The 23144-nt window shown below is 43.2% G+C and carries 23 protein-coding genes; 6 read left to right on the top strand and 17 right to left on the bottom strand.

What is annotated here, in order from left to right; genetic code table 11:
• Positions 1–306 precede the first annotated feature (306 nt).
• From KFV02_RS05205 to KFV02_RS05195, 3 genes are all read right to left on the bottom strand, one after another.
• Complete coding sequence (locus KFV02_RS05205; protein WP_353617291.1) at positions 307–1623, bottom strand: molybdopterin molybdotransferase MoeA; 1317 nt, start codon at positions 1621–1623, stop codon at positions 307–309.
• A 29-nt stretch (positions 1624–1652) separates the two neighbouring features.
• Complete coding sequence (locus KFV02_RS05200; RefSeq protein WP_252380476.1) at positions 1653–2420, bottom strand: class I fructose-bisphosphate aldolase; 768 nt, start codon at positions 2418–2420, stop codon at positions 1653–1655.
• Between the two features lie 116 nt (positions 2421–2536).
• Positions 2537–3787 carry an NOL1/NOP2/SUN domain family protein gene (locus KFV02_RS05195; protein WP_252380475.1) on the bottom strand — a complete coding sequence of 417 codons (1251 nt, stop codon included), beginning with the start codon at positions 3785–3787 and terminating at the stop codon, positions 2537–2539.
• A gap of 503 nt (positions 3788–4290) precedes the next feature.
• Here KFV02_RS05195 and KFV02_RS05190 point away from each other — a divergent pair.
• Positions 4291–5919, top strand: a complete 1629-nt coding sequence (locus KFV02_RS05190) for an FG-GAP repeat domain-containing protein (protein ID WP_252380474.1) — start codon at positions 4291–4293, stop codon at positions 5917–5919.
• Positions 5920–6051: 132 nt separating this feature from the next.
• Positions 6052–6990: an RluA family pseudouridine synthase gene (locus KFV02_RS05185; protein WP_252380473.1), complete on the top strand. Its 939-nt coding sequence runs from the start codon at positions 6052–6054 to the stop codon at positions 6988–6990.
• Here KFV02_RS05185 and KFV02_RS05180 read toward each other — a convergent pair.
• The 10 genes from KFV02_RS05180 to KFV02_RS05140 form a co-directional block, all read right to left on the bottom strand.
• Positions 6970–7812 (bottom strand): sugar phosphate isomerase/epimerase family protein, encoded by an 843-nt coding sequence (locus KFV02_RS05180; RefSeq protein ID WP_252380472.1) that lies wholly within the window; start codon positions 7810–7812, stop codon positions 6970–6972. The two genes, KFV02_RS05185 and KFV02_RS05180, sit on opposite strands and share 21 nt — an antisense overlap.
• Before the next feature lie 42 nt (positions 7813–7854).
• On the bottom strand, positions 7855–9591 hold the full coding sequence (locus KFV02_RS05175; protein WP_252380471.1) for a M99 family carboxypeptidase catalytic domain-containing protein: 1737 nt from the start codon (positions 9589–9591) through the stop codon (positions 7855–7857).
• Entirely contained in the window at positions 9557–10252 is a 696-nt protein-coding gene (locus KFV02_RS05170) for a hypothetical protein (RefSeq protein ID WP_252380470.1), read from the bottom strand. Before KFV02_RS05170 ends, KFV02_RS05175 begins: the two co-directional genes overlap by 35 nt.
• Complete coding sequence (locus KFV02_RS05165; RefSeq protein ID WP_252380469.1) at positions 10240–11544, bottom strand: L,D-transpeptidase family protein; 1305 nt, start codon at positions 11542–11544, stop codon at positions 10240–10242. The genes KFV02_RS05170 and KFV02_RS05165 overlap by 13 nt, the downstream gene beginning before the upstream one ends.
• Before the next feature lie 43 nt (positions 11545–11587).
• Positions 11588–12196: a hypothetical protein gene (locus KFV02_RS05160; protein WP_252380468.1), complete on the bottom strand. Its 609-nt coding sequence runs from the start codon at positions 12194–12196 to the stop codon at positions 11588–11590.
• A complete protein-coding gene (pyrE, locus tag KFV02_RS05155; protein ID WP_252380467.1) occupies positions 12180–12746 on the bottom strand; it encodes an orotate phosphoribosyltransferase in 567 nt (188 codons plus the stop codon). The genes KFV02_RS05160 and pyrE overlap by 17 nt, the downstream gene beginning before the upstream one ends.
• Before the next feature lie 104 nt (positions 12747–12850).
• Entirely contained in the window at positions 12851–14152 is a 1302-nt protein-coding gene (gene purB / locus KFV02_RS05150; protein WP_252380466.1) for an adenylosuccinate lyase, read from the bottom strand.
• A gap of 65 nt (positions 14153–14217) precedes the next feature.
• Positions 14218–14511 carry an FmdB family zinc ribbon protein gene (locus tag KFV02_RS05145; protein WP_252380465.1) on the bottom strand — a complete coding sequence of 98 codons (294 nt, stop codon included), beginning with the start codon at positions 14509–14511 and terminating at the stop codon, positions 14218–14220.
• Between the two features lie 63 nt (positions 14512–14574).
• Complete coding sequence (locus tag KFV02_RS11430) at positions 14575–14700, bottom strand: hypothetical protein (protein ID WP_289510083.1); 126 nt, start codon at positions 14698–14700, stop codon at positions 14575–14577.
• Between the two features lie 207 nt (positions 14701–14907).
• Positions 14908–16014, bottom strand: a complete 1107-nt coding sequence (locus KFV02_RS05140) for a DUF362 domain-containing protein (protein WP_252380464.1) — start codon at positions 16012–16014, stop codon at positions 14908–14910.
• Between the two features lie 754 nt (positions 16015–16768).
• Here KFV02_RS05140 and lolA point away from each other — a divergent pair.
• Together lolA and KFV02_RS05130 are read left to right on the top strand one after the other, a co-directional pair.
• The gene (lolA, locus tag KFV02_RS05135) at positions 16769–17401 is read left to right on the top strand and encodes an outer membrane lipoprotein periplasmic chaperone LolA (RefSeq protein WP_252380463.1); all 633 of its coding nucleotides are present in this window, start codon (positions 16769–16771) and stop codon (positions 17399–17401) included.
• Positions 17402–17510: 109 nt separating this feature from the next.
• Positions 17511–17681, top strand: coding sequence for a hypothetical protein (locus KFV02_RS05130; RefSeq protein WP_252380462.1), 171 nt, complete (start codon positions 17511–17513; stop codon positions 17679–17681).
• A 22-nt stretch (positions 17682–17703) separates the two neighbouring features.
• On the opposite strand, the gene KFV02_RS05125 is transcribed toward KFV02_RS05130, so the two are convergent.
• The 4 genes from KFV02_RS05125 to KFV02_RS05110 form a co-directional block, all read right to left on the bottom strand.
• A complete protein-coding gene (locus KFV02_RS05125; protein ID WP_252380461.1) occupies positions 17704–18459 on the bottom strand; it encodes a pseudouridine synthase in 756 nt (251 codons plus the stop codon).
• A 37-nt stretch (positions 18460–18496) separates the two neighbouring features.
• A complete protein-coding gene (locus tag KFV02_RS05120) occupies positions 18497–19243 on the bottom strand; it encodes a J domain-containing protein (protein WP_252380460.1) in 747 nt (248 codons plus the stop codon).
• A gap of 77 nt (positions 19244–19320) precedes the next feature.
• A complete protein-coding gene (locus KFV02_RS05115) occupies positions 19321–19782 on the bottom strand; it encodes a YkgJ family cysteine cluster protein (protein ID WP_252380459.1) in 462 nt (153 codons plus the stop codon).
• Between the two features lie 80 nt (positions 19783–19862).
• Positions 19863–20288, bottom strand: a complete 426-nt coding sequence (locus tag KFV02_RS05110; protein WP_252380458.1) for a CoA-binding protein — start codon at positions 20286–20288, stop codon at positions 19863–19865.
• A 104-nt stretch (positions 20289–20392) separates the two neighbouring features.
• Between KFV02_RS05110 and mqnC the strand changes: the two genes are divergently transcribed.
• Together mqnC and KFV02_RS05100 are read left to right on the top strand one after the other, a co-directional pair.
• Entirely contained in the window at positions 20393–21415 is a 1023-nt protein-coding gene (gene mqnC / locus KFV02_RS05105; protein ID WP_252380457.1) for a cyclic dehypoxanthinyl futalosine synthase, read from the top strand.
• Between the two features lie 15 nt (positions 21416–21430).
• Positions 21431–22648, top strand: coding sequence for a M24 family metallopeptidase (locus tag KFV02_RS05100; protein WP_252380456.1), 1218 nt, complete (start codon positions 21431–21433; stop codon positions 22646–22648).
• The last annotated feature ends 496 nt before the right edge of the window (positions 22649–23144 follow it).

Below are 23144 nucleotides of genomic sequence, written 5' to 3'. Positions count from 1 at the left end.
GACCAAAAGCTGAGTTACGGTGTCTTGATGCACCAGAAAGTTGAACGGTCTGTCACGCCTAAATTCTTATTTCTTTAGTTGAACGGTCTGTCACGCCTAAATTCTTATTTCTTTATCTCTTAAATTTGAAAACAGGTGATGTAAACATACGAGAAAGTTGAGTTTTATAATTTTTTCAATCCTGATTTCTTTCAAGCTGGTGCAAATGCCTGGACCCATCTATGGCTTACCCAGCCCTTTGCAATGCTTTCAAGAAACCAGGATTTCTAATCTGGTAGTTAAAATGTGGTTTGTCCACAGACTTTTTTATATCTTCCACACTAGAACTTCTGTACCCTTTTCCAACCCTTCCAAGTTATCGGGTATTTTTAACAAGCCATCAGCTTGGACAATGGTTTTCAAGAGTCCGGATTTCCCTAAAATAGGAATGGCCTTTAATTTTCCATCAGTATTATCAAGCTTCACTCGAACATAATCTTCCCGGCCATATTTTGAGGCGATATTCCTTGCAAGCTCAGCCTGAACATGGACCCTGTCTTCTGCAGCAAAGGCATTTTTTTGGCCAGCCAGATGTCTCATAAATGGCAAAGTCAGGACCAGCATAACTACTTGGGCTGAAGCCACTTGGCCGGGCAACCCCCAGATGGCTTTGTTTTCTTTGCGGGCTAGAATTGTTGGCTTCCCAGGACTTATAGCTACTCCATGGGCTAAAATTTCCACGCCCTTAATACTCTCCAGTGCCTGAACAGTTAGATCCCTGGTGCCAATGGAACTTCCACCCGAGATAAGAACCACGTCATTTTCCTGTGTGGCGGTTTCTAATGCTGAGGTAATATCCTGAAGCTCATCCTGGACAATTCCGTAAAGTTTAAATTCTCCGCCAGCTTTATCTACTAGCTGGGCAAGAGTATAGCTATTCACATCGCGGACCTGACCCGGTTCCGGCACCTTATGGACAGGCACGAGCTCATCTCCTGTGGAAATTATCCCCACCTTGACCCTTTGATATACCCGGACACTGGCTACGCCTAGTGCGGCCAGGATACCAACCTGTTTGAAATCGATGCATGTTCCGCTGCTCAAGGCCAGGTCATGGACCTGAAAGTCTTCGCCCTTAAGCATGACATTTTCATGCGGGGCAACAGACTTGCGTATTTCTATGGTCCCGGCGCCCAAGTCTTGGGTATGTTCAATCATAATCACGCTATCGGCCCCGTCGGGCAATGTTCCTCCCGTGACAATACGCGCACACTGCCCCGGTCCCAATGTAAAGTCGGGAATCTTTTCAATTTCCACTTCGCCGACTACTTCAAGATAAGCGGGATTTGACTCGCTAGCCCCAAAACTGTCTTTAGCCATGAGGGCATAGCCATCCATACAGGACCGGTGAACCAGAGGTAGATCTTCCCTGGCCACAATGTCCTGGGCCAAAACACGGCCAAAGGCTTGAGTTAGGGGAAGCTCTACTGTGCCTACAGGAGAAAAATCCTTTAGCTTACTTATGAACTCTTTAACTGAAATTACTTGAAAAAAGTCTTGCATGGGCAAATCTTCCAATTCAATTTTGGTTAATGGTCTATGGGTGATAGATAATAGCTGATGGACGAAGTGCAGCTCTACCATCAGCTGTCCCAACAAATTCAATAGTGGACTCAATCCCGCCCGTAGCGCGAGACTACTTCGGCGATTATCTCCAAGGCTTTAATAGGTTCTGGGTGCTGGAAAATATTTCGGCCAATACTTACACCTTTGACCCCGATGTCCATTGCCTGTTTAATCATGTCTACAAATGCCTCAAACTTGGGCTGGCGCGGACCTCCGGCAATAAGCACGGGCACGGGACAGGCCGCAATCGCTTTGGTAAAATTGTCTTTGGCGCCAGGAAATGGGACCTTGACCAAATCCGCTCCTAACTCTGCGCCAAGCCGAATACAATGGGCTACCAATGCTGGGTCGAGTTCATTAACTATCTGTCCGCCCCGGGCAAAGACCGTGGCCAGGACCGGAACGCCCAGTTGATGGGCCTCATCTACTACCATTCCCAGATCGGAAAGCATCCTGTCTTCCAGGTCATTGCCAATATTGATATGTACAGACACGGCATCTGCTCCGATACGCAATGCTTCCTGGATAGAACAGACTAAACTTTTGTTGTATGGTGGCAGGCCATGTTTGGTCCCGGCTGAGAGATGAACAATCAAATTTTGCCGCGCATCTATAAAATGCCCGAACTCTCTTGCAAAGCCTTTATGTAAAATTACTCCCTGAACAAGTTCAGGAGTCAGCTCTTTGAGTAGGGTTTTCAAGTCCTCCAGTCCTGGGATCAGGCCTTCTGTTACCCCGTAATCCAAAGGTAAAAGAATAGTTTTACCTGACTGGTCAGAAAAAAGTCGCCTTACTCTCCTTTTACATCCTTCCATTAATGCCTCCAAATAAAGAAGATGAGTACTCGTTAAGTTGGGAAGAACGGAAGTGTGAAAAATTGTTTATCCATTCGTTTTCATTACCACGCCTATCCAACTTCATAACCTGGTAATCATCTCTCCGACCAGAAACAACGTTCTTTTTTTAGTTTAAGCCATCCCAAGGGCATTTTTTTCCAATAAAAAGGCAAAGCCATTCTACTTTGTCCCGGACAAATCAAACTCTGTCCAGAGATTAGTCCTTTTAGGGTTTTTATCTCACTTATATTCAAGCCCCTATTTTTTTCGTAACCAGGGGCTAGCCTGCGCAGGCGGGGATGTATAATTATTTTATCCTTCTTGTTTTTACCGACATATGTCCCCTGCCATTTTATTTTGTCGCCAAGCAGGCTAACTGCCTTGTCTGGCAAAAAAAAGACCTTTTGCTCGAAGTTATAAAAAGAGCCGAACTCAGGTTTGTCCAGGCAAGTGTAGGGTGAAAATTCTTTCTCCCTGGCCTTTTGCCAGGCAACTTTTTTGGGGGTACTGTCTATTTCTTGTTTTTCCCCTTTTTTTTGCAAGCAGGCGATAAAAAAACCCTGGCTGTCAGATTTCTGTCCGTCTATGCGTAAAGTATCTTGTGCGGCAAATTCCTTTTGTTCCTCCTCATATTCAACCCCTTTAACTTTTGGAAGCGGTACGATTTCCAGGTCCAGATTTTTTACTGCCCATTCAATTTGGGCCTCATTTTCTAAAACATTGGTTGTGCAAGTGGAATACACCAGCTTGCCTCCTGGTAACAGGAGGCTGGCCGCCTGAGCCAAAAGTTTTTTTTGTAAATTTATAAGTGGGCCTATTTTGTCTTCTGTCCAGATTTTGATTACACTAGGGTGCTTTTCAACGGTGCCCCAGCCACTGCAGGGAACATCCAAAAGAATGTAGTCAAAGGAGCAAATATCTAAAGGGAATTCCTGGCCCGGATACCTGGTGGTGACTACATTCAAGAGATTCGTCTGCAATAGATTTTGGCGTAAGGTGGCCAGCCTCGTCCCATTGGGTTCATTGGCTATTACCAATCCTTCTTCTCCAACCAGTTGTGCCAACATGCCGGTTTTACTTCCCGGGCTGGCGCACAAATCTAAAACCACACTCTGTTTTGGGGGATTTAAGCACAGAGGAGGGAGCATCGAGGATTTGTCCTGGATATAAATAAGTCCAAAAAAAGCAGCTATTGAATTCCCCAGGCTAAACGGGGCCCTGATCAATTTACGGGCCAGGGGGAAGAATTCCACGGGTTCAAATTCAAAACCTTCTGCTAAGAGGAGTTCTTCTACCAGGGGCACATCCTGTTTTGAGCATACTAAACGAAAATAGCGTCTATCCATTGTGAGGAGAAATAAGGTTTCTTTCAGTCTTGGTTTCTTTTATGCTGGTACAAAGACTTGGACCCATCTAGCACTTGCTTGCGGACAGAGCATAATGGGATACTTTGGTGAAACAAATATTCTTTTTATTATCGATAGTTATGGTCAATATCGCAAAGTATTTAGCCCTTTCATCCCGATGCTCTGCTTATCCGCAAGCTTCCCTAAGATGGGTTACCCAAGCCGTTTGTAATGCATTTCAGAAACCAGGACTTTCAATCAGCGGTTAAAATATAGGGTTTGGCCACAGGCACTAAAGTGAATTGTATTTGCCTAGCAAAAAAGAAACTGCTAGATAGCCTTTGACGAACTGACATAAAAGACTCTAGTCTTGAACCTTAAGTATGTCAAAAAATAAGATATAAATCCATTGGCAACGAGGCTATAAGCATTTTACGAACTCTAACCATTAGGCACTCTAAATACTTAAGCTTACTCGAGACTCAAAAAGGAGGAAAGTCCTTATGCTTAAACGCGTTGTGTTAACTCTTCTGGCTCTATTGGCCATGGCTTTTTGCGCTTTTGCCGGGCAACAAAAGACCTTTACTGTACTGCCGTTTAAGATTTTTGGTCCTCAGGAATACCAGTATTTGTCCATGGGAACTCAGGCCATGCTAACTACAAGACTTACCTGGCCTGAGCACTTCACTCCTGTTGACCAGTCAAAGATTAAAAGCACCGGAGTTGTTTCTCCACAGTCCAAAGAACAGGCTAGGGCTGCTTTGCAAAAGATTGGTTCGGATTATCTGATCTTTGGCTCCATTACGATTATGGGCAAACAATGCAGCCTGGATGTCCAGGTCATAGACCGGCAAGGAAACCTTAATCCTTATAATGTGCAAACTACCCTGGATGAGCTTATTCCTTCCCTGGAAAAGATTGCCCGGGAAATAAACGGGCAAATTTTTAAACGGTCTGAAAAGAAACAGGAAAGTGTTGCCAATAAAAATATTATCAACCGCATGAACCCGGAACTTATATTTAATGAGGATGCCCCTAGTCAGGAATTTTATCTAAATCCCCAATTCCGGTATGGAGGCTCACCCAATACACCTGGCCGCTGGCGTAGCCAGGCCTTGCAATTTTCTGCTATTGGCATGGTCGTGGGCGATGCAGATAATGACGGCAAGAATGAGATTTTTGTCCTGGATGACCGCACGGTTTACGCCTATGCTCTGGTCAACAACCGCCTTTTCCCTCTTGCCGAGTATAAGACTCCTGTCAGTTATCAATGTTTAAACATCAATCTCATGGATCTAAACCGCGATGGCTACCAGGAAATCATAGTTTCGGCCATTCAGGATGAATTTGTGCGCTCCTTTATCCTCAACTTTGGAGACAAAAAATTCTCTGTAAAAGCAGAGAAGATACCTTTTTTTCTCAATGTTGTCCGTACTCCACCTGAATATATGCCAACCTTGATTGGACAGAGACCAGGCAGAGGACGTCTTTTTATGCCGGACAGCGTTTACGAAGTAGTAAAAATGGGAGGAGAGTATCAATTAGGGCGACACATCCCTGTACCGGAAAAAACAAATGTTTTTAATTTTACTTACCTCCCGCAAGGTGCTGACTATAAAATTATTGTTGCTGACGACGGGGACCATCTGCGGGTTTATTCGTCAACCAAGGCCCTGCAGGCTTCAACCGATGAAGTGTATGCTGCCTCCTCTCTGGGTCTGGTTCAGGACGAAACCATTCCCGGCCTGGGTAAAAACAAAGACACTGACCCCGATTTTTATTACATCCCCGCAAGGCTTCTGCCTATCAACCTGGATAAAGATAATCGCTATGAACTTTTGGTCAGTCGACCTATATCTGTTTCTTCGCAGTTTTTTAGTCGCTACCGCTTTTTCCCCCAAGGTGAAATCCACTGTCTGTACTGGGATGGGATTGGACTCAATATTTTTTGGAAAACCAGGCGCATCAAAGGCTCCATTGTGGACTATGGCGTTTACGATCTAAACGCGGACGGGCACAAAGAACTAGTTGTCTGTGTGAATACCCATCCTGGTATGACTGGTTTTAAGAAGAGAAAAACAATTATTGTCTCTTATACATTGGATTTAGCCACTCCTTCCGGTGGTAAGTAGCGGAACGAGGAACGAGGAATCGGAGACGGGCAGAATTGGAGAAAAAACAATAAATTCCCCGCTTCTCTAGTGTCCCTAGAATGTAAATTTTGATTTTTGGCAGATGCGTTTGAACAGCGTGAGTGAAGAAAAGTGCCTGAAGTGCAATACCTGCTTATTAAGCCCGAAGAGGCCGGGCAAAAACTTATTTCTTTTTTGCAGCGCAAAACCAGGAAAAAAATCCCTTATTCAGCCCTAATGCGCTGGATAAGGACCGGCCAAGTCCGAATAGATGGTAAAAGAGCCAAACCTTTTGGGCGTCTGAGAGCAGGTCAAAAGGTGCGCATACCACCTCACGTCTCCGGTGTAGAGTCAGAAAGTAAAATTTTATCTCATCAGAAACTGGATATTGTCTATGAAGATGAACAGTTTCTAGTGATTAATAAACCATCCGGTCTGCCTGTTCATCCTGGCAGTGGGCACAAAGATTCAGTCGTCCTCCGCTTAAGAACTCAGTTTGCGGAATGTCACTTCCCTCCGACTCCTGTCCATCGTCTGGATAAGGATACTTCGGGTTTGCTTCTTGTGGCCAAGTCTTTTTCTTTTTTACGGGCTATGCAAAAAATTTGGTCAAGTAAGGTGAATAAGCTTTACCTGGCTTGGGTTAGAGGGGTTTGGCCTTACAGAAAGTGGGTCAAATTGGAAAATAAGTTACTTGTACGAAAGGAAGTTGAAAAGCAGAGAAATAAAGAACCTGCCAGTTACATAGCCAAAAAAGTGGTGATTTCTTCAAAAGGAAAGCAGGCCAGGAGCTGGGCTTTTTTGCTACGCGTAATTTCAGGCTATAGTTTACTTGCTCTAAGGCTGGAAACGGGTCGTACTCACCAGTTGCGAGTCCAATTGGCCACGAGGAACCATCCCATTGTTGGGGACTTTCGTTATGGTCATCATGAGCCATATCCACTGCTTTTGCATGCCTGGCAGCTATCTTGGCCCGGTTACGACTTTACTTCTTTGCCCAAGTGGCCACAGGAATTTAAAGTGTCGGCAAAGTGGGTTTCAAACCCCAACTTATTTGAGTTTAAAGGCTAAGTCACGAACGGAATTTTTTTTCACTCCCAGTAGAGAAAACCAGAACCGGTTAGCGTGCATAAAATTTAAACTGTAAGCCAAGTCTTCAGCAGAATGTGGTTCTAAGGTAAATCCTGGCTTCAATTCCAAAGATTCTAAGCCGGCAAAAAACTCCACAAAAGGAATTTTCCCCTGCCCCATGCCCAGATGTTCATCAAAGTGGCCATGATTGTCATGCAAATGCAGATGACGGATATAAGGGGCCAGGGTCTGGAGCCAATGACCCAGGTTGTTATTTTCTCTTCCATGACCAAATGAAAACCAATGGCCAAGATCAAAACAAAAACCAACTTGTCCGTTCAACCCGCTCAAAAGGTCGCTAATAATAGTTGGATCTTGTTCACGTACATTTTCCAGAAAGATGGGACAGGTATTTTTAGTTTTTTCCGCCATTTGTTGCCAGGTTTGTACAGAATTTTCTAGCCAAAAAGAATAAAAGTCATCGTCAAGGCCAGAATCATAGGCCAGATGGCCAATCAGATGGCAAGGTTCATAAATTTTGGCTATTTCCAGGGCTTTGTCTAGCCTTTTTCTTGTTGCCTGCAGGATATATTGGTCGATGCTGCCTGGCATCAAGTCCAAAAATGGGAGGTGAATGGCGGTTTTCAAACCAGCACGATGGATTTTTTCGGCTACATTTTTATGCCAAGCAAGATCCAATTTGTCCATGCTCCAGGCTTCTAAGCCCAATTCAGGATTTATCCTGTTTTCAATGAACAAATCGAGGTACCTTTTTTTTCTGGCGATATATCTTAATGGGAGATTGACAAAAAAATTATTCATTGTGGTCTCCCCTTTATAGGTTTATTGGGTTAATATTAAAGATTATTGGATATTAATTTTTATCTGTCCCAGTTCGGCAAAACTTCTACTTTCAAATATATGTAAAGTATATCTACCATTGTGCAAAAAATTTAGCTTTTCATCAGGATATATGGGCAGGGGATGGTCGCCTACAAAACACATAAAATTTTCATCCGCGCCAAAAGATTTTAGTGTATACCTTCCTCTCTCCAGAGAGTATTCTTTGTCTCCTGGAAATAAAAAGTATTGTTTGGTGTCTTTTGTACTTGTACCTATCTGCTTTGCAGGTTGGAGAAGCTTGACCAGTCTCAACCCGGAAAATTTTGTATTCTGAACTTTTACCTTCCATTTATATCTAACCTTTCGTTCGGTTTCTCTCTGGATCACAAAAGACCAATCATTGCCATTATCTTTTATATACTTGGACATAAATCCGTTTTTAGCCAAGACTATAGGAATCCCTTTGTCCTGACCATCATTTGTAATTTCGTTGGTTACAAATCCTTTTACATTGAGCACTTCCTGGCCGTGTTCCAGCCAAAGGCCATGTAAAAGGATTGTCTGACCCTCATAGGCGGAAATTTGTGTACCTGGCCTGGCCAGCTTAATTTCTCTGTCCTGAGAGTAAACCAAAACAGGAAGCTTAAGATCTTTTTGGAACCAGGTTCCTTTCCAGTTGATATTAATTCTTTTTATTTTTTGGCCGTCCTGAACGATGTCCAGGTACGGGAAGGGTTTGAGGCAAACAAACTTTGTGTTTATTAGATTTAGATATGGTATATCCGGAATGATTACAGCCCAGCTCTTATCGCTTTTGTCAGCATTTGGGCCTAGCTGGATGTCGAGTTCCTTATAAGGAGTTAATGTTATTTGCGAGGATTTCGCAACATCCTGACCATTTATTTTGATGTTTATGCGACCGTTAAACCATTCTTTAACCAGTTTGGTGATCCCCACAGGAAGTTCAATCTCTACTCCCATTTGGCTGAGTAGCTCTTTAACAATTCGACAATGGCAGTTTACCTTCCAGGATAAGTCGCGAATATTTTTGCTTACTTCCACGGCCAGTGCAGGGAGTTTTAACTCCCGCAGTGTATAATATGTCAAAGATTTTCTCTGCTCCGGATAAAGGGTGGCAGCAGCAAAGGTATTCATGTTAAAAAGTTGAAAAGAGTATTTGGGTGGACTTAAATCCCCATTAACCCTACCCAGTACGCTTTGGACCAAACTAGCCAGAAAAATTCTGTCCTCAAAAATATGGGTATCGATTATTATAGACTGGCCAAAGTGTTTAGGGTTGCGTAGGTGGCTAACGTATGTAGGGGAGTAAAAACCGCTGCCTTCATGTAGGTGAATCAGGCCATCACTTTTGCTGACCACATATCTAATGGCTCGAGCCAGGTAATCTTCATAATATTGGTTGTAATCTTGATCAAAACGCCTGTTCAGATCTACATTGATCCGCCGCTTAAATGCAAAAATCGACGGCAGATTAGCACGTGGCACAACAATCAGATTACCTTTTTTGATCAAAGATTTGGTTAAAATCTGGGCAGCAATTATGCCGGAAAGCTCATCTCCCTGGATACCTCCCTGGATCATAATGGTAGGACCGGTCTCGTTTCCTTGCAGAAAGTAAACTTCCAAAGGGTAGTATGTTCGAGCCAGAAATGTGGCTCGAGTTGCGGCAAGTCCTGGGTAGCTACTGCAGACCAGGACAAGACTAAACAAGGATATGAGCAAGAGGATAAGTCTCACAGAAGATTAATTTTCCTGTTTTGTCAGTGATTTTAAGACGCAGTGCAAAAATTTCTGATCTGGGCAAGGATTTGGGCAAGATAAATGTTGCTTTTATGCGCTTAAAGCGGTTTATTTCAAAGTGTAGGTTTTTATCATTAATATTTATATCCACTTCCAGGCCATCCCGGCCAATGAGACATAAATCGACCCGACCTTTGACAGTCCGACTAGAAGTGAGGTTATTCACTTCAAATTGGACCTGCATTTTGTTTTTAAAATACTTGGCCTGGATGTTTTCTATCCCAACTAGATGCAGGTCTACTGACTGGAAGATTTCATTAAGATCAATAGGGGGCATACTTGGTGTATTGAACTTTTGATTTACCAGAAGAGTCTGCAATTGTTCACTATTATAACTATCCAAAATCTTTTGCACATTTTCCAGTCGTTTTAATTTGAACTTTGTATCGTTAAGCAATTTTGATGTTTGCATCAAAGATATGTGCAACTTCTCTTTTTCTTGAAAAAATTTAAAAGCCATATATGTGCCAAGTATACTGATTACAACTAGAACAATCTGGATACATATAAAGAATTTTATGCACCATGAACTTATGCGCCACCGCTTCACAGAAGCATCGTCGCGCATAAAAATTACATTATATTTTACCTTGGCCATGACAATTTTCTCCAGGACTCAGAGATGATATGCCAGCCGGAAGGTAAGGGGGCAACCTTTAGTTGTTTTATGCCAGTATCTTTATAACCTTGCTCACTCGTATATTTCTGGACAAAAGAGATTAGGAAGCCTTCTTTATCCAATTGAATATCAAAATTTTTGCATTCTATTTTTTGGGGACGGCCAACTTTGCGCCAGACTTTCTTTTTATTTGCAAGGATAGCTTTTATCCCTTTTATCGATCCTTGTACCGCATCAATCGTATAAAATCGGGCATAGTTTTCAAGATCTGCCTTTTCCCATGCCTTACGCCATTTTTCAATCCACTGGAGCAGTTCTTCTTTTCTTGCTTCCAGGTACTTGCCTTTTAGTTCTCTTTCCATTGCGGCAGCGCCTGGTCGCCATTCGCTGCCCACAATCTTCCATTCATTATTTTCTAATCTTTGCCAGTAAAGTCTCTTTATCCCTGTAGAAAAAAAAGTTGACGTTCGATATACTTGTCCAAAAAAACTAACCACGTATCCTGGTCCGGCCAAAGCCTTGGGCTGGTGAATATAAACATCAATCCAGGAATACTTTTGAAAGAGTCTTTTTTTTCTCCTCGTAAATCTTTTGAAGTCTTGACCGCTTAACGTAAACTTTTCCCCATGGTAAAAGGAGAAAAATTCGTCAGACTTTTTTGCCCATGCCCTGGCCCACTCACGAGTCAACCGTACTATTTCTGTCTCAATGCCAGAATTGGTTTCTTTATCCTGCCAAGTTGCTTTTCTGGCAATGGCCACCGGGGTTTTTTGTAGAATTATTCCGGGCTCAAGGGCAGCGATGTCAGACATATTCAGGGCTACACAACCTTTGGTTTCAAACTCAGTGATTTTATGTCCCCGACCATGGATCCAGATACCGTAACCTGTTTTCCCTTTAATACGATCCACCGGATTGGGATAATTCAAGGTAAAAGCTAGTTTACCATATAAATCATAATTAAGCCCTCGAGTTAGACGTTTCTCTAAAAAATAGATACCTTCCGGAGTCTTGCGATCGCCTTGTTTCTGCTTATCACCACGAACCTGTCCAGTGGAGCAAGAGAATTCCTTCAGCTTTTGCAAGGGGCTTTTGTTGGATAGGATAAAGAGTTTTTGTCGTTCTTTATCAATTGCTAAAAATAGCTCAGGAGCAGAGGGGTCTGCTGAGAAGTTGGCTTCCCAGGCACTTGATATAGAAGGGAGAAAAAAGGCGACCGAGAGAAAGTTTAAGCTGAAAAGAAAGCACGTAGCACGCAGTACGTAGTTCATAATAAGTTTGTAGCAGATAGGTAAATTAGCAGATTTGTAAACTCTACCACTCAAGGCTTACTTTTCCCACAGGTCCGCTAAGAGTCAGGCGGATAGGATTACCAGAAGGTCCCGTTTGCAGGGGTTCAAGTTTTCTAAAGCGTAGCATATAGCTCTTCTGCCATTTGTGCACAAAGGGGAAAAATGTTTTAAGTTTTGCATAAGGCCAGTCCAGAGGCCTGATTTCAAGAGGATAAATTTTCTTATCCTCTATCTCCAGGAACACTGACCATAATGGGCTATTAAATTTAAGTTCAGCCTGTTCCGGTTTGTTGCTATACATGGCCAGAAAAATTTCTGTCTCTTTTTGGGCCGCTTTAAGTTCATCTGCCTGTAATTTTTTTTCTTCATTCTGGCTTAAAGAATAGACTTTAGCCCATTTATGCACATAGGCTTTTCTCCATTCGGGGGATTTTAAAGTAGCGTAAACCTCTATTTCTGTATCAATTCCCGAGTAAATAACGCCTCTTTTGGTCCACTTTTTAGTCAGTTGGAAATAAGGATCACTTAAATCCGGCCATAAGAGTTTACTGGCTGGTTCCAGTTTGCACCCGGCTAAAAAGACCATCCAGGCTAAAGTCAGAAGGTATATTGGTTTAACTTTTGGCAACATGGATTAATTCTTGTCGCGTAAAGATTGAGGTTAACTCATAGCCAGCCTGGGCCAGGTTTTCTCTGCCGCCTTCCTCCCTGTCCAGAACACAAAAAATGGCCTGCACATCCAGACCTGCCTCTTGAACCCGCTTGCACGCTGTCAAAAGGGTTCCGCCTGTGGTGACCACATCTTCGAGCAGGCAAACCTTTTGGCCTTGGACAAAATTATTGAGACCTTCCAGGTACTGATTGGTTCCATGCCCCTTTGCTTTTTTACGGACTATAAAGCCAGGTAAAGGATAATTATGCAAGTGAGAAAGCACAGTCACGGCACAAACTAATGGGTCAGCGCCCAAAGTCATCCCCCCAACTCCCTGGATGGGTCTGGAACTGTTTATAATCATATCCAGAAAAATACGGCCGATAAGGTAGGCGCCTTCAGGATCCAGGGCAGTCTGTTTGCAATCAAAATAATAATCGCTTTTTTTGCCCGAGGTTAAAATAAATTCACCCTCTTTATAGGATTTAGCATACAGAAGTTTTGCTAATCTTTTTTTTAGTTCTTTCATGTTTTGTTGAGTTGAGTGGTTAACAGGTTTATTTTGGTCAAGTAGTTTACTAGTTGGGGTTATTGACTGGTAGATTACTTTCTTTAATTTATCTCTTACCGCTTTTACCCTTGACTTTCAAATACCCGGGAAAAAATCAGATCTTCGTGCTTTAAATAATAAGCGGGATCAAAGAGTTCATCAAGCTCAGATTTGTCGAGATAGGAGCAGATGACTTTATCCTCGCGCACGGCATCTGGGAAAAAGACCTTGTTTTCCCAGCAGTGCATAGCCACTTTCTGGACCATCTCATATGCCTTCTGACGCTTTAGGCCTTTGTCCACCAGAGCCAGAAGGATACGTTGGGAGAAAAATAGCCCCATGGACAGATTTAGGTTCTTGTCCATATTTTCAGGTATGATCCTTAGTCCTGATAACAGATTGTTCAGTCTATGCAGCATGTAATGGATCAAGATAGTCGAGTCAGGCATGATCACCCGTTCTACTGACGAGTGACTTATGTCTCGCTCATGCCAGAGGGCCATGTTTTCCATAGCAGCCATGGCATTGGTCCGTACCAGTCTGGAAAGGCCGGTTAAATTCTCTGCTGATATGGGATTTTTCTTGTGTGGCATGGCTGAGGATCCTTTTTGGCCGGCAGAAAATCCTTCTTCAACTTCCAAGACTTCCGTGCGTTGCAGATGCCTCAGTTCCACACAGATACGCTCTATTCCTCCAGCCATAAGGGCCAGGGCCGTAAAATAATGGGCATAACGATCTCGCTGGATTATCTGGGTGGAAATAGGGTCCACTTTTAACCCCAAAATTTTACAGGCTATCTCTTCTACTCTCGGATCCAGGTGTGCATAAGTTCCTACTGCGCCGGAAATCTTCCCATATCTTATGCCTTCCAGGGCTTGTTCCCATCTTTCTTTGTGTCTCTTAAATTCGGCGTAGAAATTGGCTACTTTCAGGCCGAAACTGGTTGGCTCGGCGTGAATACCGTGGGTGCGGCCCATGACCAGACGCCCTTTAAACTTATGGGCCATATCCTGCAGCGTGTCTAAAAGCCGATCCAGGGCCTTAGAAATTAAAAGGCCTGCGCGATATAAAAGAACTCCGTTGGCAGTATCTACAATGTCTGAAGAAGTGCACCCCAGGTGTATAAATCTTGAAGCAGGACCGACTTTTTCTTCTACGGCAGTTAAAAAGGCTATAACGTCGTGTTTTGTCTTTTCTTCTAATTCAAGAATTCTTTGCACATCAAAATCAGCCTTGGCCCTGATTTCCTGTATTTCTTTTTCCGGAATCAGACCTAATTGGTACCAGGCCTCGCATACGGCCAGTTCTACTTCCAGCCAGACCCTGAATTTATTTTCAAGGGTCCAGATCTCGCCCATTTCTTTTCTTGTATAGCGTTCAATCATAACTTCTTATTTTAATAGTTTATAATTCCCACAAAAAAAAAGGCAGCTCAGGCTGCCTTTAAACATTAAGAACCACTGGTGTTTTGAGTTGCAGAGGAATTAGCGGGAGCCTTGGATGTTGCTGTTTGCCCTTTCTGATCCGTGGTCTTTTCTTTCTTGCCGTTATTAGATGAAGATTTCCGATTGCAATAATCCGTCACATACCAGCCACTACCCTTTAAAATAAAGGCTGAATGAGAGATAAGACGGGTAGCACTTCCGCCACAAATAGGGCAGGGCACATCTCTCTCCTCAAAGTCCTTTTGCCACTCTTCGAACACCTGCTGACATTCATTGCACCGATACTCATATATTGGCATCGCACACCTCCACAACTAAAGATTCTGAGCAAGAAATATTAAGACCAGCTTTTACTAAGTCAACTACTTTGACTTTGCTTTTTTGGCTGCTTCTTTAGCTTCTTTGATTCTCTGTTTTAATCTCTTCTCACGGCGACGACGGCGTCTGTCCAGTTCTTTGCGTCGCTCGATCTTTTTATGCCTGGCCATTATATCAACCTCCTTATTCATCGGTTTATTGTAAAAGATGTTTTTTTAAACAAAAAAGGTCCACCTTGTCCAGATTAAAGAAGAGCAGAATCTGGAGGGGGGAAGAACTTAGGACAATTTTCGTCCGCAACCTGGCTGATTTAATACTTGAATCAGTTTCCGGCTCGAAGGCTTTTCCCCAATGTGAACAAAGAGTTGGACAGCTCCTCACACTTTCACCAACTCATAGTCTCGGCTTCCAAGACCCAATTTTTGCGCATATTCCAGGGCATAGTCACCCCGGACATGCGGATGAATAGCCCTGAACTTATCCTCTCCGGATTTTATGTCTCCAGGCAGGCAACTTGGATGTAAAGGAGGGGATGCATTGACTAGATCCAGGCATGCCTGGTCAAGGGCCACGGGGTCATAAGACCCAAGTATACCAAGATCGGGGCAGATAGGGGCATCTGTAAAACCAACACAGTCACAATCAGGGCTGACTCGAAGAACAAAGTTAATATGCAGACTCGGCTGCTTGCGCGAGAGCAAAACCGCTGCTGCATATTCTATCATTCTTTCGAGAAAAATTTTAATATCCACCTTCCAGTTAACAGTGAGCGCTTTAGTCTTACAGGCCAGAAGACAGGCAGCACAACCCACACAGTTTTCAGGGTCAAGGGTTACTTTCCCTTCTACCAATTGGAGAGCTTTTGGCTTACAGACCTCGACACAGGCCGCGCATCCTTGACAAAGCTTGGCAATAATCTTGGGGCCAAACCCACAATGTTGCTGCATTTTACCCTGTCTTGTGGCGCACCCCATAGCAACATTTTTCAAAGCCCCACCAAAACCTGCCAGTTCGTGACCTTTAAAATGGCTTAAAAAGATTAGATAATCTGCATCTACAATGTCACCAGCCAGGTAAAAACGGTTAAAATGGGTGCCCTTAAATTCTATACAGCGTTCGTTGTTGCTTTTTAAGCCATCGGCAATAATAATTGGTGCGCCCAAAAGATTTGGATCAAATCCATGTCTGGCTGCCTGTAGCAAATGAGACACAGATTCTCCTCTTTCGCCGACATACAGGGTGTTGGTATCGGTCAAAAAAGGCTTGACCCCGACTTTTTTTAAGAACTCAATAATGGGCCTGATCCAGAGTGGAGAAATAAACCCGGTTGTTCCCTTTTCCCCAAAATGTATTTTCAGGGCCACCAATTGACCGGGTTCCAGTATTTGTCCAATCCCTAAGGACTTGAGTAATTTTTTTAATTTCAATTCATAGGGCATTTTTCGTGATGTTCTTAGGTTCCAGAAAAAAACTTTACTCGCCATTTTGCCCCCTTAAATTGTCTTTAAAATAAATTGTATTATTCTTCTCAGCCTGACTTTGCCCAAAAAATGAGAAGGGCACAAGTCTAGTGTCCGTCGGAGTCAATTTACGAGTACATGTTCTGAAGGTGCTAACAAAGACTTGGACACATCTACCCCGGTTGAATACTGGCAAAGCCAGCGCAGCTTCGCTGGATTTAACGGGGTAAAAGGCTTGCTTGCGGAGAGAGCATAATGGGATATTTTGGGTAAATGAGTATTCTTATAATTATACCTTAGTTGAGCGATTTCCAGTCAATGGGTGAGATTGCCACGGACAGCTTCGCTGCCCTCGCAATGACGAACTCGCTCTTGTCATTGCGAGTGGAACAAAGTGTAGCGAAGCAATCTCAAAGTTTGAACTGCAAAAAAATCGCTCAATTTAAATTATAAATAGTTATGGCAAGTAGCACCAGGTATCTATCTTTGTCACCCTGATGCTCTGTTTTTCCGTAAGCTTCGCCAGGATGTGTTTTCCAAGCTGTTTGTAATGCATTTCCAAAAATGCGCTCTCCAAAAGTGTTGAAATTGTAGTGAGTTAGCCAACTTCGAAAGTTGATTTCCGTTATTTATGGCTATCTTTTTAAGGTCTGCTCGCTGATTTAATGGGTATTGAAGAAAGTCTGTTTGTTCGGTAAATAGAAGTTTGTGTGAGTGTAAAGCCCCGAGTCCTTTCTTCACGTTTTGACCTTCATGTTTCACAGGTAAAGGAGTAGATATGTTTTTACGAGTGGCGGTTATTTTTTTTGTTTTTTTTTCTTCCGCTGTCTGGGCCCAGGATATTGTCGGTAAGGTACAGGAGCAGTACGAAAGTCTGAAAGCATTTCAAGCTGAATTCGAGCAAATTTTGACCAATGCCGCCACTAAAGAACAGGAGCAGCGTTACGGGAAAATTTATTTTAAAAAACCCAGGTTAATTCGTTGGGAAACGAGCAGGCCAGAAGCAGAGCTGTTGATTGTAGGGCAGGACATAGTTTGGAACTATTTTGTCGAAGAAGAGATTGCTTATAAATACCCTGTGCAAACAGTTTTATCTTCTAAAACCATGATCCGGTTTATTTCCGGGCAGGCAAATCTCAAAGAGGATTTTATAGTAGAAAACCAGGGACTGGACCAGGAGTTGTTCAAGCTCAAGCTCATACCTAAAAATCCGGAACCAAATCTGGTCTTAGCCTATATCTGGGTGGACCAGGAGAGTTTTCTTTTAAAAAAAGTCTTGCTGGTGGATTTTTTTGGCAATGGCAATGAAGTAAGACTTAAAAACCTTGAGCCAAATCCTTTGTTAGAGGATAGCTTGTTTAAGTTTAATCCTCCCAAGGGAGTGCAAATACAGGATAATACTCAGGAATGATTTGGGTTAGACGTGGTTATTTCTGTTAAGTGGTTGAAAGGTTGAATGGCTGCGTATGCATGGTAAATCATTTAACCAAAAACTGCTTAACTAATAAAAGAGGTCAGCGATGATTATTGTGGTCAAAAAATGCAGTGAATGTCCGTTTTGCACAATTATCCCAGGGGAAAAACCTAAGTGCAGTGTCGCCACCCCAAAATACAGGGTTATTGAAACCGGGGATGCACCTGGCTGGTGTCCCTTGCGCAGGGAACAGGTTATTGTTCGTAATTTTGATTAGCAAAGACGCATGGTTGTGCGTCTCAAGAAAGAAGCCCCACACTTTTACGCAAGGCCTTGATTTCTTTGGGGTGTAAGTATCGCCACTGGCCTGGTTTTAATGAACCCAGGCTAACAGGGCCTTGGTGGGTGCGTTCAAGTTTTAATACGGTCAGGTCAAGGTCCCGGCACATGCGTCTGATCTGTCTGTTTACGCCCTGGATAAGGGTCATTCGCAGAAGAGCAAGCTCAGGTTTTTGCCAGATGATTTTTACTTTAACCGGGGCCAATTTTTCTCCTTCCCTTAAAACCATACCCTTGGACATAGTATCCAGTTTATGCGCTGTGATTTTGCCCCGGACCAGGACCTCATAAGTTTTGGGATGTTCCCATCTGGGATGAGTCATGCGTAAAGTCAGTTCGCCATCGTCAGTTAAAATAATGAGTCCCTGGGAATAATAGTCCAGACGGCCAACGGGGAAGAGCCTTTGCTTTTGCAGGCTACGAGGCAGAAGAGAAACGATAGTTTTTCGGCCTTGGGGATCTTTTAAAGTTGTGACCACCTGAATAGGTTTGTTCATCAGGACATAGGTAAATTTTTTATTTAGTACTTGGTCAGGTGAGATGATTTTGCCCGCAACTATCACTTTATCCCTCGCCGGATCAATTTTTTGCCCCAGCTCCGTAGTAACCTGACCGTTGATCTGCACTTGGCCCCGGGCAATGAGTTCGTCAGCTTTTCTTCGAGAGCAAACTCCTGCCCGAGCCAGAAATTTATTAAGACGTATAAGGGAACTCATCTAAAAATTCCGTTTCACTCATCCTCACATCTACACGTTATTTGACCAAAAAGCGCAGATAGAGGTCTCCTTTCCATGGGCCGATTTTCCGGCCGAGTCCTTTAAGACGGATAGGTCGGCCAACTGTAAAATCCAGGGGCAAGGTTACCTTCACGGTTTTGGCCGGGCCAGACCATTTATGTTGAACCTGAATGCGTAAATTGGAGCCCGGGAGCATTTTGCGGGCCGGTAGGTAAACGATTTGTTCGTCATCCAATTGCCTGCGCAGCCATTGTTTAATTGCTTTGATTGGCCCCTGGGATAGATCCAGGTCCAAGTTAAATTTTCCCCACTCAATTTTAAATCTTCTTTGTTTGAGTACCGGGGCATCAGAAGCTCGCTTTTTTATTTTTTGAAAAATATCTTCAAAAACCTGTCTGGCAAAAGGATCATTTAAGATCTCTTTTAAAATCTCCTCCTGGCGGGCGTAAAATTTTTGGCGGTGGGATTTATCGCGCGTATGTTTTGCCTGGGATTGATTTTTTTTTGTTGAGGATGTTTTTTGTGTATTTTTTTCAGGTTTAGGATTAGTAAAATCCTGGCTCCTGCCTGCTGAAGATTCAAGACTTTGCCTTAAAATGACGTAAGCAGTATTTATCTGCTGAAATTTTTGTCCAGCCCTGGGGTCATTTTTATTGAGGTCAGGGTGATACTTAAAGGCCAGGGCGCGGTAAGCTTTTTTGAGCTCCGCTAGGCTTGCTCCTGGTCTCAGGCCAAGAATTTCATAGTACTTACTCGTATTCATGTTTAAAATTTGGAATTAGGCTCTCAAGGCTAGTCCCGCAAAGGCGGTGTTAATAGAAGGATTAAACCTCTATGAGTTTATAGTTTTTGTTGAACATCCTGGACCTTCAGGGCATTGGCCTCCCGGTGGTCTTTTTTAGATATGAGGCCGTTTTTTTGTAGATAAGCAAGGCCTTGATGGACGAATTCTTCAAAACTGACATCACGGCATAACCCTGGACAATACTCTTTAGCCATTTCCCAGCTAGTCTTGTCAACCAAATTGCCTCTGAAAAAAGGCCATGCCTGACATACTTTGGGTTTGACCGGATGAATCAAACATCCGGAACTCTTTTTAAAAAAGATGCAAAATTGTTGATCATTGGTGCGAATAAAGTCTTTGCCTGCTTTGGTGTAAATATATATCTCTCTAAAGTCTGCCAAAGTCTGGTTTAAAAAACTGGCAATGACTTGCTGTTCTTCGTTCGTTACCACAATGCCACCTTGGCCCTGACAACATTGCCCGCACATTTGGCAGGTAAAGGCGAGTTTTTCTGACATGTTGTTGACCTTGTTGTAAGTTTAATTTTTTTGATTTTCGAGTTTAAGCAATCATACCAAATTCACCAATTGGCCTCACTTTACCTGTCGCCAAAGAGTCGCTTATGCTCGACCATCAGGCATTTGTCCTGGATAAACAAGACGGGTTTATCTTGTAGAATCTTTCGGCTTTCTTCAGAGAGGATGCCCAGTTGTAGCCAGAAGATTAATGGAAGTTTTTTGAGTTGTAAAACCTCCCGTGCATGGTCAGGGCAAAATTTCGGGGCGCGAAAAACGTTGACCAAATCAATTTGGTCAGGGATGTCCAGGATACTGGTATAGGTAGGGAGCCCCCATACATTTTGCCTTTTTGGGTGTACCGGATAGACAGTAAAACCAGCTTGAATTAAATAGCGTCCTACATCGTTTACCGGTTGGCCAGATTTGTCTTTAGCCCCGATTATGGCTATTGTCTTGACCTGGCTTAAAGTTTTTTTCACTTCTTGGTGATCTACGATAGTTAACATTTAGTCGAACCTCTTTTGTATTGATAGCCAGTGAAAAATATTGAGCCGTAATATATAAAAAATGGATTTAATCCTCGCAAAAAGCGAGAAGTACGGAGTGTCAAATGCAAAGAATAAGTGTGTCAGAAGCCAGAACGCTCTGGCAAGAAATGGATTTTTTTCATTTGGGCCAAATGGCTCATTCCGTTCGTCTAAAACTTCATCCAGAGATGATAGTCACATATATTGTAGACCGCAATATAAATTATACCAATATCTGCGTTTCCGAGTGTAAATTTTGCGCCTTTTATCGTCCACCCGGGCATAGGGACGGGTATGTACTAAGCTTTGAACAATTGGCTCAAAAGGTACGGGAAACTGTAAACTTAGGAGGTTATCAGATCCTCCTGCAAGGCGGAATGAATCCTGATCTGGGCCTTGATTACTATAAATCTTTGCTCGCCTTTTTAAAGACCAACTTTCCTCAGGTAGCTGTGCATGGGTTTTCTCCGCCGGAGATTATTTTTCTGGCCGAGAAAGAAGGGGTGCCCATAGCCGGAATTATAGCCGAACTCAAGGAGGCAGGACTAGATTCTATTCCCGGAGGCGGGGCAGAAATTCTTGTGGATAGAGTGAGAAAAGAGGTTTCACCCAATAAATACTCTGCCAGCCAGTGGCTTAAAGTTATGGAAGAAGCGCATAAACTTGGTTTAAAAACAACGGCTACCATGATGTTCGGCCATATCGAGACACTGGATGAGCGCCTTGAGCACCTGGAAAAGATTCGAGAGTTGCAGGACAGGACCGGAGGATTTACCGCATTTATTCCCTGGACCTTTCAACCGAGAAATACAAAAATTTCCACATTTGAAGTTTCATCGGTTGAATATTTAAAATTTTTGGCTCTTAGCCGAATTTTTTTGGATAATATCCCCAATATTCAGGCTTCCTGGGTCACCCAGGGCCCAAAAGTGGGGCAGCTTGCTCTTTTTTGGGGAGCTAATGATTTTGGTTCAACGATGATCGAAGAAAATGTCGTGGCTGCTACAGGGGTACATTTCAGATTGCCTGAAGAAGATTTGCGTAAGCTTATTTCAAGTGCCGGTTTTGAGCCGAGAAGGCGGAAGATGGATTATACTTTATTGTAAATAAGGAGGATAAGGTTGTTTGACCCACTTGAGAAAATGGAAGAAAAGGAAATTGCCCGCCGCTTAAAGAGGTTGCGCGGGCTGTGGAAAGAGGAGTGCCCTGAATGTCAGGGCGTATTTATTTTTTCCCGCATAAACATCTATTATTTTACCGGTACCTGGGGAAATGGCCTGCTCTTCATTCCTTTTGAGGGCGAGCCCATACTTATGTGCCGGCGGGGACTACAGCGGGCCAAACTTGAGTCTCCTCTCAAAAATATTGTTCCGTTTAAGTCTTATGGCCAGGTAGAGGGTATTCTGCGTGATTTTGGCCAGTCTTTACCGAAGGTTATAGGTGTAGAAAAGACGGGTATTTCCTGGGCACTGGCAGATAGTTTGCAAAAAAGAGTTGTTCAGCGCGATTTTGTGGCTATTGATCAGCTTATTGCCAGGACCAGGGCTCTGAAAACAGAATGGGAAATAAGAAAGATGGACCTGGCAGGGCAAAGACACAACCAGGCCCTTTACCAGCTTTTGCCTCAGAAAATAAGGCCGGGAATGAATGAAAGGGAAATAGCCATAAAAGTTTGGGAAATCTTTTTTGGCCTCGGCCATCATGGCATGATGCGCATGCAGAACTTCGGGGAAGAGATATTTTTGGGTCACGTTGCTGCTGGTGATAGTGCCAATTATCCAAGCGTGTTTAATGGCCCCGTTGGCTTAAGGGGTCAGCATCCTGCTATTTCCCACATGGGTTATGCCGGTAAAACCTGGCAGGAAAACGAGCCCTTAGTGGTAGATGTGGGTTTTTGTCTGGAAGGGTATCAAACAGATAAGACGCAAGTGTATTTCTCTGAAAATTGGAAGCCAGCCTCAAAAGTGGTGGACGCTCATAAGTTTTGTGTAGAGGTGCAGGCATTTTTGGCGGAGAATTTAAAGCCGGGGGCAGTGCCGTCTGAATTGTACGAACAGGTTTTTGCCATGGCTGAAAAGAGCAGGTTTGGCGATGGTTTTATGGCCCTGGGAGAAAATAAAGTTAAGTTTGTCGGGCATGGAATTGGCCTGGCCATTGATGAATATCCGGTTATTGCCAAAGGATTTGATGAGCCTCTGGAAGAAAATATGGTCCTGGCCCTGGAGCCTAAAATCGGTTTGCCTGGCATAGGAATGGTAGGCGTGGAAAATACCTTTTTAGTTACCGCAAATGGAGGCAGGTGTTTAACGGGCCAGGAATATAATCCGGTGCTGGTTTGAATGCGTGTATGCGTGGAAACGTATATGCGTAATATGTGCTGGTGAAGATTAGTTCATAATAAATGTCTCGTTTAATTATATTTTAATGTTATCACATGATATCTGGGAATTAAATTCCCAGATATCAGAGTCTGTGAACCTTACTCAGAGGACAATTCTTCATAGTTTTTTTAATCCTGATTTCTTTCAAGCTGGTGCAAATGCCTGGATCCATCTATAGTTTGCTTGCGGGCAGAGCATAATGGGGCATTTAGGATAAATGAATATTCTTTTAATTATACCTTAGTTGAGCGATTTTCGCTCAATGGGTGAGATTGCCACGGACAGCTTCGCTGCCCTCGCAATGACAATCTCGCTCCTGTCATTGCGAGTGGAACAAAGTGTAGCGAAGCAATCTCAAAGTTTGAAGTGCAAAAAAAACGTTCAATTTAAATTATAGATAGTTATGGCAAGTAGCACCAGGCATCTATCTTTGTCACCCGATGCTCTGTTTTTT

It is taken from the genome of Desulfovulcanus ferrireducens (assembly GCF_018704065.1).
Taxonomy (GTDB): domain Bacteria; phylum Desulfobacterota; class Desulfovibrionia; order Desulfovibrionales; family Desulfonatronovibrionaceae; genus Desulfovulcanus; species Desulfovulcanus ferrireducens.
This window is presented reverse-complemented; position numbering and strand designations above follow the sequence as displayed.